Annotated in this window: 9 protein-coding genes and 2 pseudogenes; 4 read left to right on the top strand and 7 right to left on the bottom strand. The window is 67.5% G+C overall.

All coding sequences use genetic code 11. The features are described from left to right. Positions 1-8 precede the first annotated feature (8 nt). Positions 9-217, bottom strand: a pseudogene (locus NEH16_RS12780) (DUF397 domain-containing protein). Beyond that, complete coding sequence (locus NEH16_RS12785; protein ID WP_265542136.1) at positions 214-1095, bottom strand: helix-turn-helix domain-containing protein; 882 nt, start codon at positions 1093-1095, stop codon at positions 214-216. The pseudogene NEH16_RS12780 and the gene NEH16_RS12785 overlap by 4 nt, the downstream one beginning before the upstream one ends. A gap of 162 nt (positions 1096-1257) precedes the next feature. On the opposite strand from NEH16_RS12785, the gene NEH16_RS12790 reads away from it, so the two are divergent. From NEH16_RS12790 to NEH16_RS12805, 4 genes and pseudogenes are all read left to right on the top strand, one after another. Beyond that, positions 1258-1683, top strand: coding sequence for an ATP-binding protein (locus tag NEH16_RS12790; protein ID WP_265542138.1), 426 nt, complete (start codon positions 1258-1260; stop codon positions 1681-1683). 278 nt (positions 1684-1961) lie between these two features. After that, positions 1962-2743 (top strand): annotated as a pseudogene (locus tag NEH16_RS12795) (helix-turn-helix domain-containing protein). Positions 2744-2783: 40 nt separating this feature from the next. Further along, positions 2784-3134, top strand: coding sequence for a hypothetical protein (locus tag NEH16_RS12800; protein ID WP_265542140.1), 351 nt, complete (start codon positions 2784-2786; stop codon positions 3132-3134). Continuing rightward, positions 3131-3595 (top strand): GNAT family N-acetyltransferase, encoded by a 465-nt coding sequence (locus NEH16_RS12805; RefSeq protein WP_265547170.1) that lies wholly within the window; start codon positions 3131-3133, stop codon positions 3593-3595. Before NEH16_RS12800 ends, NEH16_RS12805 begins: the two co-directional genes overlap by 4 nt. 106 nt (positions 3596-3701) lie before the next feature. Here the strand turns inward: NEH16_RS12805 and tuf are convergent, their stop codons facing one another. From tuf to NEH16_RS12830, 5 genes are all read right to left on the bottom strand, one after another. After that, complete coding sequence (tuf, locus tag NEH16_RS12810) at positions 3702-4895, bottom strand: elongation factor Tu (RefSeq protein ID WP_018101246.1); 1194 nt, start codon at positions 4893-4895, stop codon at positions 3702-3704. A 160-nt stretch (positions 4896-5055) separates the two neighbouring features. Then, complete coding sequence (gene fusA, locus NEH16_RS12815; RefSeq protein ID WP_073964451.1) at positions 5056-7185, bottom strand: elongation factor G; 2130 nt, start codon at positions 7183-7185, stop codon at positions 5056-5058. A gap of 38 nt (positions 7186-7223) precedes the next feature. Beyond that, positions 7224-7694, bottom strand: a complete 471-nt coding sequence (rpsG, locus tag NEH16_RS12820) for a 30S ribosomal protein S7 (protein ID WP_073964452.1) — start codon at positions 7692-7694, stop codon at positions 7224-7226. A 2-nt stretch (positions 7695-7696) separates the two neighbouring features. Then, a complete protein-coding gene (gene rpsL, locus NEH16_RS12825) occupies positions 7697-8068 on the bottom strand; it encodes a 30S ribosomal protein S12 (protein ID WP_003948652.1) in 372 nt (123 codons plus the stop codon). A gap of 444 nt (positions 8069-8512) precedes the next feature. Next, positions 8513-12412, bottom strand: coding sequence for a DNA-directed RNA polymerase subunit beta' (locus tag NEH16_RS12830; RefSeq protein WP_073964459.1), 3900 nt, complete (start codon positions 12410-12412; stop codon positions 8513-8515). Positions 12413-12482 lie beyond the last annotated feature (70 nt).

The following is a 12482-nucleotide window of genomic DNA, read 5'->3' on the forward strand; positions in this document are numbered from 1 at the left end:
ACGACTCCCTAGGAGTCAGCGGCGTACGAAACGAACCCCGCCCAAGCGTCCGTGCCGAAGGCGAGCTCCGGCACGGACAGGTCCTTCGAGTCACGGACGTGCACAGCCCCGGAGAGGCAGCGACCTCAACGCAGTCATTCGGGTTGCTGCTGTCGCTGTAGCTGCTCTTGAACCACCGCAGCTCAGAGGCTTCCCCGGCAGTCGGCCTGTGGGTCATGTTTCTCCCCGTACTTGCTTGATGAAAGCCATGGACTCCTCCGGAGTTAAAGCGCGAGCCCGGATGATGCCGAACCCTAGCTCAAGGATACGAAGCTGCTTGGGGTGAACAATGGGCCTGCCAGCGAACTCATCGTCCGCACGGCCAACGGCCGATCCGTCGGCGAACTTCAGCACCTGGATGCGGCCGCCCGTTCCTGGGTGGTCCCACCGGGCGGTCGGCATCACCTGAATGTCAACGAAGGGCAACTCGCCCAGCCGCAGCAGGTTGTCCAGCTGCCGATGCCAGACCTCCCGGCCGCCGACCGGGCGGAGCAGCGAGGACTCCTCCTGGACGAAGCTGAGTTCAGGCGCGGGCACACGCTCGAAGATGGACTGCCGCGCCACGCGCGCGGCCACGGCCCGCTCCAGCTCGTCCGTCGAGAGGACGGGCCGTCTCGTGCCGATGAGGGCCCTGGCGTACTCCTCAGTCTGCAAGAGGCCGTGCAGGTTATGACTGCCGTACGCCGCCACCTCAACGGCCCGCGCCTCCAACTTCGCCAGATCCCGGACCTTCTTCGGGTACCGCACCTCCGCGAGGTCCTTCTTCATCGCGGCGATCTTGCCGCCCGCCCCGCACACCTCATCCGCCATGTCCAGCAGCTCAGGCCGAGGGATCCGGCGACCGCCCTCCACCTTGTAGATCAGGTTCTCCCCGTACCCCAGCCGCGTACCGAACTCCGCCGCCGTCAGGCCCGCCGCCTCGCGCCAGGCCCTGATCTGGCGGCCCACGGCGGCGACCACCGCGACGCCCGACTCGTCGTCGGGGTCGACGTCCCAGCCGGGTTCGTCCGCTCCGGCGTCGGGCTGCCGGTCCGTACCGATCTCGTCCACACTCATCCGTGCCCCGCTTCCACGCGCGTGCCGTTCTTCCTCAACCGTGTACGTCCCCTGGGCGTCACCCCGTACAGCGGGGACAACGCTGGACAAGCTCGGGACAATGACCGTACGTAAGCACCGAGTCACTGTTCACGGTAGGGGCGCGCGGCCACCCTGAGTGACGTGAATCGAGAAATCACCCGAACCGAAACTTCCGCTCCCGCCCGGGAGTTCGCCGTACGGCTCTCCCCCACGCGCCGGGGCGCACGGCTCGCCCGGCTGCTCACGACGGCGCATTTGGGCGACTGGGGGCTCCCCACCGAGGCCGCCGCGCACATCGTGGCCGAGCTGGCCGCGAACGCGGCCACGCACGGGCGGGTGCAGGGCCGGGACTTCCGCCTGAGCCTCACCGTCAGCCCGGAACAGCGGCTGCGGATCGAGCTGACGGACACACGGAGTGACCGCCTCCCCGTACCGGACCACCCCGCCCCGTACGCGGAGAGCGGGCGCGGCCTGCTCATCGTCGCGGCGCTGGCGGACCGCTGGGGCGTCGAAGAGGGGCCGCTGCCCCGCAAGACGGTCTGGGCGGAACTCGACCTCGTACGGTGACTACCGTGACGCCCCCGACCGCGTCCCGGGCCACCGGGTCGCGGTCCTTCGCGACGCAAAAAGGCTTTTAAAGAACCTGGGAAAGAACCAGACCAATACCCACCCCACCCCGTCTTGACCTGCATCACTCGCGCGAGTGAACTCGGGCAACTGGGCTGGATTCGGGCCGGGTTCGCTGGCATATGCTCGCCGCGACAACACCACAGAACGTGACGGCCCCCGGCGAGACGCCAATCTCCACCGAGGGCCTGACCAACACGGAAGAGAACGACTTCCTGATGGCTACCCCGCAGGTTATCGCGCCCCCTCGCGCCCCCTCCGGCTCCCCCGCCGCAGGCATCCGGCACGTCAACGTCCGCCACACCACCGGCTTTACGGTGATCGGCAACCAGCTCGCCCAGCACGCGGACCTCTCGCTGACCGCGATCGGGCTCGCCGCGCACATCCAGTCGCTGCCCACGGGCGCCAGGATCGGCATCAAGTTCCTCGCAGCCCGCTTCCCGGAGAGCGAGGCCCGCATCGCCTCCGCGCTAAGGGAGTTGGAGGATGCCGGGTATCTGCACCGGGACCGCGTACGCCTGGCGGACGGCCGGGTGGTCACCCGTACGACGTCGTACAACCAGCCGCACACGACCGCACCCACGCAAGCCGCGCCCGCCCCCGCCGCCCCGCCCAGGCAGCCCGCGCCGCCCATCCCGGTCGAGACGCGGCACCGGGCCGCCGCGGATCTCCTCGCCGGCCTCCGCCGCCACGCACCCCAACTCACGCTGTCCGCAAGGGAGATCAGCGACCTCGCCCCCGCAGTCACCGCCTGGCTCGACCGCGAGGTGCACCCCGCCACCGTGCGGCACGCGCTGACGAGCGACCTCCCGACCCCCCTCAGGCACCCGGCCGGACTCGTCCGCAACCGCCTGACCGCACACCTCCCGCCCCCACTGCCCGACGCCCCGGAACAGGCCGTCCCCTCCAGGACTGCGACCGCTGCGACCGAGTCTTCCGCGCCCCCGAACCGGGCCACTGCCGCGACTGCCGCGAGGCGGAACCCCAAAGAGCCGCCTGACCAGCCGAACCGCCGGGCCCGGACGGGCGTCTCCCCGTACATGGAAACCGCGCATCCGACCCCCCGACGCGAAGCCCTCACCGGCACCGCAGGGCTCCTCACCGCGCTGCTCGGCGCCCTCGCGGGCCTCGCGATCTGGCTTCCGTACGGCCGCAGGGGCCTCTTCGGCGCCTTCGAGGGTGAGACCAATCCGGAGGTGCTTCTACTCGGCCTGCCTCTCCTCGCGGGCGGTGGAGCCCTTACCGCCCTGGCCGCCTTCACCGCCGTACGAGGACGGTGGCGCACCGCACTCGGACTCACGGCGGCCGTCGCGGGACTCGCCGCGCTCGGCTACAGCCTCGACGCCCTGGCGGGCCCGCAGGCGGCAAGCGACTGCGGGACACCGTGCTGAGCACCTACACCGAACGCGCCTGGGACCTGCGCCCCGCCACCCCCGGCGACCTCGAAGACATCGTCGAGCTCCGCGCCGTCGTGATGCGCCCCGACCTGGTCCGCCTCGGCCGCTACGACGAGCACCGGGTGCGGCAGCGGATGCGTGACTCGTACGTCCCCGAGCACACCTCGGTCGTCGTGGTGGACGGCCGCTTCGCGGGCTGCGTGACGCTGAAGCCGCACGAGGACGGGTGGTGCCTGGAGAGCTTCTTCCTGGACGCGGCGCTCCAGGGGCGGGGCATCGGCTCCGGCGTACTGCGGCGCCTGCTGGCGCGTACGGACGCGGAAGGGGTGCCGGTGCGGCTCAACGTGCTCCAGGGCAGCGCCGCGCGGCGGCTGTACGAGCGGCACGGCTTCGGGACCGAGCGGGAGGACCCGGTGGACGTGTTCATGGTCAGGTGGCCCGAGCCTGCCGCGTAAGCCCGTAAGCCTGTAAGCCGAAGGGCCCCGCCCCACCGCGTGAACGGTGGGACGGGGCCCTTCTTGGTGCTCTGTGCGGAGCTACCAGGTCAGACGCAACAAGTGATTACTTGTTGATCTTGGTGACCTGGCCGGCGCCCACGGTCCGGCCACCCTCACGGATGGCGAACTTCAGGCCCTCCTCCATGGCGACCGGCTGGATCAGCTGGACCGACATGACGGTGTTGTCGCCCGGCATGACCATCTCGGTGCCCTCGGGGAGGGTCACGACGCCGGTCACGTCCGTGGTACGGAAGTAGAACTGCGGGCGGTAGTTGTTGAAGAAGGGGGTGTGACGGCCACCCTCGTCCTTCGACAGGATGTAGGCCTGGGCCTCGAACTCGGTGTGCGGCGTGACCGAACCGGGCTTGATGATGACCTGGCCGCGCTCGACGTCCTCGCGCTTGATGCCACGGAGGAGCAGACCGACGTTCTCACCGGCCTGGCCCTCGTCGAGCAGCTTGCGGAACATCTCGATGCCGGTGACCGTGGTGGTGGTCTTCTCCTGCTTGATGCCCACGATGTCAACGGTCTCGTTGACCTTGAGGACACCACGCTCGATACGGCCGGTGACGACGGTGCCACGACCGGTGATCGTGAAGACGTCCTCGATCGGCATCAGGAACGGCTTGTCGACGTCGCGCTCGGGCTGCGGGATGTTCTCGTCCACGGCCTTCATGAGCTCGAGGACGGTGTTGCCCCACTCCTTGTCGCCCTCGAGCGCCTTGAGCGCCGAGACCTTGACGACCGGCAGGTCGTCGCCCGGGAACTCGTACTCGGAGAGCAGCTCGCGGACCTCGAGCTCGACGAGCTCCAGGATCTCCTCGTCGTCCACCATGTCGGCCTTGTTCAGGGCGACGACGATGTACGGAACGCCGACCTGGCGGGCCAGGAGGACGTGCTCCTTGGTCTGCGGCATCGGGCCGTCGGTGGCGGCGACCACGAGGATGGCGCCGTCCATCTGCGCGGCACCGGTGATCATGTTCTTGATGTAGTCCGCGTGACCCGGGCAGTCGACGTGCGCGTAGTGACGCGACTCCGTCTGGTACTCGACGTGCGCGATCGAGATGGTGATACCGCGCTGGCGCTCCTCGGGAGCCTTGTCGATCTGGTCGAAGGCCGAGGCCTCGTTCAGGTCCGGGTACGCGTCGTGCAGCACCTTGGTAATGGCGGCCGTGAGGGTCGTCTTACCGTGGTCGATGTGACCGATGGTGCCGATGTTGACGTGCGGCTTAGTCCGCTCGAACTTCGCCTTCGCCACTGGGTCCTCCTGTGGAGTGGTTCTGTACGCCTTGCTTCATCGGCGCCAGGTGATCTTTGCTGGGATGCCGGCCCCCGGGGGCATTCTCCGCGAAGTGTGAACTGCGCGACGAATGCCCCACGGGCTCCGGTGACAAGCCTAAAGCGTGAGCTCGGGAGAGTTACTCGCCCTTGGCCTTCGCGATGATCTCCTCGGCGACGTTCCGCGGAACCTCGGCGTAGGAGTCGAACTGCATCGAGTAGCTTGCGCGACCCGAGGTCTTGCTGCGGAGGTCTCCGACGTAGCCGAACATCTCCGAGAGGGGCACGAGGCCCTTCACGACGCGAGCGCCGCTGCGCTCCTCCATGGCCTGGATCTGGCCACGGCGGGAGTTGAGGTCGCCGATGACATCGCCCATGTAGTCCTCGGGCGTGGTGACCTCGACGGCCATCATCGGCTCGAGGAGCACGGGGGACGCCTTGCGGGCACCCTCCTTGAACGCCTGCGAACCGGCGATCTTGAAGGCCAGCTCCGAGGAGTCGACCTCGTGGTAACCACCGTCGATCAGGGTGACGCGGACGCCCACCATCTCGTAACCGGCCAGGACACCGAACTGCATGGCTTCCTGGGCACCCGCGTCCACCGAGGGGATGTACTCACGGGGGATGCGGCCACCGGTGACCTTGTTGACGAACTCGTACGACGCGTCGCCGCCCTCGAGGGGCTCGATGGCGATCTGCACCTTCGCGAACTGGCCGGTACCACCAGTCTGCTTCTTGTGCGTGTAGTCGATGCGCTCGACGGCCTTGCGGATCGTCTCGCGGTACGCGACCTGCGGCTTGCCGACGTTCGCCTCGACGCGGAACTCGCGCTTCATGCGGTCGACGAGCACCTCGAGGTGAAGCTCGCCCATACCACCGATGATGGTCTGGCCGGTCTCCTCGTCGGAGTGCACCTGGAAGGACGGGTCCTCCTCGGAGAGGCGCTGGATGGCGACACCCAGCTTCTCCTGGTCACCCTTGGACTTGGGCTCGATCGCGACCTGGATGACCGGCGCCGGGAAGTCCATGGACTCCAGGATGACCGGGTTCTTGTCGTCGCACAGCGTCTCACCGGTGGTGGTCTGCTTCAGGCCCATGACGGCGATGATGTCGCCGGCGCCCACCGAGTCGATCTCCTCACGCTTGTTCGCGTGCATGCGGTAGATCTTGCCGATGCGCTCCTTCTTGCCCTTCACGGAGTTCAGCACCGCGGTGCCGGCGTCCAGGCGACCGGAGTAGATCCGGACGAAGGTGAGCTTGCCGAGGTGCGGGTCGCTCGCGATCTTGAACGCCAGAGCCGACAGCGGCTCGTCGTCCGAGGGCTTGCGCTTCACGACGGTCTCGGGGTCCTTGGGGTCGTGGCCCTCGATGGCCTCGACGTCCAGGGGGGAAGGCAGGTAGCGGACGACCGCGTCGAGCAGGGGCTGGACGCCCTTGTTCTTGAACGCGGTGCCACAGAACACCGGGGTGACGGTGACGGAGTCGGCGCCGCCCTTGGAGGCCAGGGTGATGCGACGGATCGCCTCGTGCAGCTGCTCCTGGGTGGGCTCGGTGCCCTCCAGGTACAGCTCCATCATGGCGTCGTCGTTCTCGGCCACGGCCTCGAGCAGCTTGCCGCGCCACTCGTCCGCCTGCTCCTGGAGCTCGGCCGGGATGTCAACGACGTTGTACATCTCGCCCTTGGCGGCCTCTTCGGGGTACACGAAGGCCTTCATCGACACGAGGTCGACGACGCCCGTGAAGTCCGCCTCGGCACCGATCGGCAGCTGCATGACGATCGGGGTCGCGCCGAGGCGGTCCACGATCATGCTGACGCAGCGCAGGAAGTCGGCACCGGTGCGGTCGAGCTTGTTGACGAAGCAGATACGCGGCACGCCGTAGCGGTCCGCCTGACGCCAGACGGTCTCGGACTGCGGCTCGACGCCGGCCACACCGTCGAACACGGTGACGGCGCCGTCGAGGACGCGGAGCGAACGCTCCACCTCGACGGTGAAGTCGACGTGACCCGGGGTGTCGATGATGTTGATGGTGTGGTCAACATCGTTGAGCGGCCAGTGGCAGGTCGTCGCGGCGGACGTGATGGTGATGCCGCGCTCCTGCTCCTGCTCCATCCAGTCCATCGTGGCAGCGCCGTCGTGGACCTCACCGATCTTGTACGAGACGCCGGTGTAGAACAGGATCCGCTCAGTGGTGGTCGTCTTGCCCGCGTCGATGTGGGCCATGATCCCAATGTTGCGGACCTTGGCCAGGTCAAGCGAAGTGGTGGCCATAAGGCTCAGTCTTCTCTCGGTCTCGATGGGGGTAGCGACTACCAGCGGTAGTGCGCGAAGGCCTTGTTGGACTCGGCCATCTTGTGGGTGTCCTCACGCTTCTTGACGGCAGCGCCAAGACCGTTCGAGGCGTCGAGCAGCTCGTTCATGAGGCGCTCGGTCATCGTCTTCTCGCGGCGGGCGCGGGAGTAACCCACGACCCAGCGGAGGGCCAGAGTGGCGGCACGACCGGGCTTGACCTCGATCGGCACCTGGTAGGTGGCGCCACCGACACGGCGGGACTTGACCTCGAGCGAGGGCTTGACGTTCTCCAGCGCGCGCTTCAGCGTGATGACCGGGTCGGCGCCGGTCTTCTCACGAAGACCCTCCATGGCGCCGTACACGATCCGCTCGGCGGTGGAACGCTTGCCGTCGAGCAGGATCTTGTTGATCAGCGACGTGACAAGAGGAGAGTTGTAGACCGGGTCGATGATGACCGGGCGCTTCGGGGCGGGGCCCTTACGAGGCATTCTTACTTCTCCTTCTTGGCGCCGTAGCGGCTGCGGGCCTGCTTGCGGTTCTTGACACCCTGGGTGTCGAGCGAGCCGCGGATGATCTTGTAACGAACACCCGGCAGGTCCTTCACACGGCCACCACGCACGAGCACGATGGAGTGCTCCTGCAGGTTGTGTCCCTCACCCGGGATGTAGGCCGTGACCTCGATGCCCGAGGTCAGACGCACACGCGCGACCTTCCGGAGCGCGGAGTTCGGCTTCTTCGGGGTGGTCGTGAACACACGCGTGCAGACGCCGCGGCGCTGGGGCGAACCCTCGAGTGCGGGCGTCTTGTTCTTCTCGACCTTGTCCTGCCGGCCCTTCCGGACCAGCTGCTGGATCGTAGGCACTACTTCTCCGGTTTCTGTGTGCCGTCGGTGAAACTAACCTGGAACGTCACCGACCCACGCGGTCGGGTGTGTCGAATCCTGCGAGCCCGTACCGGAACGGTATGAGGAGCACGGATCACGGTGGCCGAAGACAGGCTCGCCATGCGGTTGAGGACACGCACACGAACCCAGGCACACCCCAGGCACAAGGTCTGAGCGTACCTACCTCACGGACCTGGGTCAAAACAAATGGCGTCCAGCTCGGACGGCCGGCCCGCGCGCCCGGCTTGTCCCGACCCGTACGGATGCCCTACGGCCCCCTGAGGGCGCCTCTGGGGCCGTACGAGCCCTCGGGCGGCCCCGGAGGCCCGCGGCTCGGGCCCGGCGCTGTGACGTATCACACGCCGAAGGGCGGCCACCCCGCGTGTGCGGGGCGACCGCCCTTCGGCGTATCAAGCGACTCGCTTACTGGTTGTACGGACCGTAGTCGTAGTCCTCCAGCGGAACGGCCTGGCCGGAGCCCGTGCCGAACGGCGAGTAGTCGATGTCGTCGTAGCCGACGGCCGAGTACATCGCGGCCTTGGCCTCCTCGGTCGGCTCGACCCGGATGTTGCGGTAGCGGGACAGGCCCGTACCGGCCGGGATGAGCTTACCGATGATGACGTTCTCCTTGAGGCCGATCAGGGAGTCGGACTTGGCGTTGATCGCCGCGTCCGTCAGGACCCTGGTCGTCTCCTGGAAGGAGGCCGCGGACAGCCACGACTCCGTCGCCAGCGACGCCTTGGTGATACCCATCAGCTGCGGACGGCCGGAGGCGGGGTGACCGCCCTCGGTGACCACACGACGGTTCTCGGTCTCGAACTTCGAGCGCTCGACGAGCTCGCCCGGCAGCAGCTCCGCGTCGCCGGACTCGATGATCGTCACGCGGCGGAGCATCTGCCGGATGATGATCTCGATGTGCTTGTCGTGGATCGACACGCCCTGCGAGTTGTAGACCTTCTGGACCTCGCCGACCAGGTGGACCTGGACCGCGCGCTGGCCGAGGATGCGCAGCACGTCGTGCGGGTTGGTGGCACCCACGGTGAGCTTCTGGCCCACCTCGACGTGGTCGCCCTCGCCCACCAGGAGACGGGCGCGCTTCGAGATCGGGAAGGCGATCTCGTCGCTGCCGTCGTCCGGGGTGACGACGATCTTCTTGGTCTTCTCGGTCTCCTCGATGCGGACACGGCCCGCGGACTCGGAGATCGGGGCGACACCCTTGGGCGTACGCGCCTCGAAGAGCTCGACGACACGCGGCAGACCCTGGGTGATGTCGTCACCGGCCACACCACCGGTGTGGAAGGTACGCATCGTCAGCTGGGTGCCGGGCTCACCGATGGACTGGGCGGCGATGATGCCGACCGCCTCACCGATGTCGACCAGCTTGCCGGTGGCGAGCGAGCGCCCGTAGCAGAAGGCACAGGTGCCGACCGCGGACTCACAGGTCAGGACCGAGCGGGTCTTGACCTCCTCGACGCCGGCGCCCACCAGGGCGTCGATCAGGACGTCACCGAGGTCGACGTTGGCAGGCGCGATGACCTTGCCGTCCACCACGACGTCCTCGGCGAGCATGCGGGCGTAGACCGAGGTCTCGACGTCGTCCGTCTTGCGGAGGACACCGTCGGCACCCTTGACGGCGATCTTCAGCTTGAGGCCGCGGTCGGTGCCGCAGTCCTCCTCGCGAATGATCACGTCCTGCGAGACGTCCACCAGACGACGGGTCAGGTAACCCGAGTCGGCGGTACGCAGGGCGGTGTCCGCCAGACCCTTACGGGCACCGTGCGTGGAGATGAAGTACTCCAGAACGGTGAGGCCCTCACGGAAGGACGCCTTGATGGGACGCGGGATCGTCTCGTTCTTGGCGTTGGACACCAGACCACGCATACCGGCGATCTGACGCATCTGCATCATGTTTCCTCGGGCACCCGAGTCAACCATCATGAAGATGGGGTTCGTCTTGGGGAAGTTCTCGTTCATGGCCTCGGCAACCTCGTTGGTCGCCTTGGTCCAGATCGCGATGAGCTCCTGCGTGCGCTCGTCCTTGGTGATCAGACCGCGCTCGTACTGCTTCTGGACCTTCTCGTCCTGCTCCTCGTAGCCCTTGACGATGGCCTTCTTGGCCTCGGGCACGACGACGTCGGAGATGGCCACGGTGACGCCCGAACGGGTCGCCCAGTGGAAGCCGGCCGCCTTCAGGTTGTCGAGCGTCGCCGCCACGATGACCTTGGGGTAGCGCTCGGCGAGGTCGTTGACGATCTCGGAGAGCTGCTTCTTGCCGACCGAGTAGTCGACGAACGGGTAGTCCTCGGGCAGCAGCTCGTTGAAGAGCGCGCGGCCCAGGCTCGTCCGCAGCCGGAAGGTGTCACCCGGCTGGTACTCGGGCTCGCCCTCCTCGGCGACCGGCGGCACCCAGCCGCGCGGCGGGATGGTGCCCACCGGGAAGCGGATGTCGACGGACGACTGGAGCGCCAGCTCGCCGGCGTCGAACGCCATGATCGCCTCGGCCGTGGAGCCGAACGCGCGGCCCTCGCCCTTGGTGTCACGGAGGTCGCCGTCGGTGGTCAGGAAGAACAGACCCAGCACCATGTCCTGGGTCGGCATCGTGACCGGGCGGCCGTCGGCCGGCTTGAGGATGTTGTTCGAGGACAGCATCAGGATGCGGGCCTCGGCCTGCGCCTCCGCGGAGAGCGGCAGGTGCACGGCCATCTGGTCACCGTCGAAGTCCGCGTTGAACGCGGTGCAGACGAGCGGGTGGATCTGGATGGCCTTGCCCTCGACCAGCTGCGGCTCGAAGGCCTGGATGCCGAGGCGGTGCAGCGTGGGCGCACGGTTCAGCAGCACCGGGTGCTCGGCGATGACCTCTTCGAGGACGTCGTACACCACGGTGCGGCCGCGCTCGACCATGCGCTTGGCCGACTTGATGTTCTGCGCGTGGTTCAGGTCGACCAGGCGCTTCATCACGAACGGCTTGAAGAGCTCCAGCGCCATCGCCTTCGGCAGACCGCACTGGTGCAGCTTGAGCTGCGGACCGACGACGATCACGGAACGCGCGGAGTAGTCCACGCGCTTGCCGAGCAGGTTCTGACGGAAACGACCCTGCTTGCCCTTCAGCATGTCGCTGAGGGACTTCAGCGGGCGGTTACCGGGGCCGGTGACCGGGCGACCGCGACGACCGTTGTCGAAGAGGGCGTCCACGGCCTCCTGGAGCATGCGCTTCTCGTTGTTCACGATGATCTCGGGCGCGCCGAGGTCGAGAAGCCGCTTCAGGCGGTTGTTGCGGTTGATCACGCGGCGGTACAGGTCGTTCAGGTCGGAGGTCGCGAAGCGGCCACCGTCCAGCTGCACCATCGGACGCAGGTCCGGCGGGATGACCGGCACGCAGTCGAGCACCATGCCCTTGGGCTTGTTGCTCGTCTGCAGGAACGCGGAGACGACCTTGAGGCGCTTGAGCGCACGGGTCTTCTTCTGGCCCTTGCCGGTACGGATGATCTCGCGGAGGCGCTCGGCCTCCTCGTCGAGGTCGAAGGACTCCAGGCGCTTCTGCAGCGCGGCGGCGCCCATGCAGCCGTCGAAGTACGTGCCGAAGCGGTCACGCAGCTCGCGGTAGAGCAGCTCGTCGCCCTCCAGGTCCTGGACCTTGAGGTTCTTGAAGCGGCTCCACACCTCGTCGAGGCGGTCGATCTCGCGCTGCGCACGGTCGCGCAGCTGCTTCATCTCGCGCTCGGCACCCTCGCGCACCTTGCGGCGCACGTCGGCCTTGGCGCCCTCGGCCTCCAGCTCGGCCAGGTCAGACTCGAGCTTCTTGGCGCGGTTCTCCAGGTCGGAGTCGCGGCGGTTCTCGATCTGCTGGCGCTCGACGGAGACGTGGGCCTCCAGGGAGGGGAGGTCGCGGGTGCGGCGCTCCTCGTCCACGAACGTGATCATGTACGCGGCGAAGTAGATGACCTTCTCGAGGTCCTTCGGCGCGAGGTCCAGCAGGTAGCCCAGGCGCGACGGGACGCCCTTGAAGTACCAGATGTGGGTGACGGGAGCGGCGAGCTCGATGTGGCCCATGCGCTCGCGGCGCACCTTGGCGCGCGTGACCTCGACGCCACAGCGCTCACAGATGATGCCCTTGAAGCGGACACGCTTGTACTTGCCGCAGTAGCACTCCCAGTCCCGGGTCGGACCGAAGATCTTCTCGCAGAAGAGTCCGTCCTTTTCGGGCTTGAGGGTGCGGTAGTTGATGGTCTCCGGCTTCTTGACCTCGCCGTGGGACCAGGTCCGGATGTCGTCCGCGGTGGCAAGGCCGATCCGCAGCTCGTCGAAGAAGTTGACGTCGAGCACTTGTCGTCAATCCCTCTTTCGGGGGTTCGAGCCCCCTCGCGTCACGCGAGTAAATCGGGGCACTTCAGCA

The sequence above is a fragment of the Streptomyces drozdowiczii genome, from assembly GCF_026167665.1.
Taxonomy (GTDB): Bacteria; Actinomycetota; Actinomycetes; order Streptomycetales; family Streptomycetaceae; genus Streptomyces; species Streptomyces drozdowiczii_A.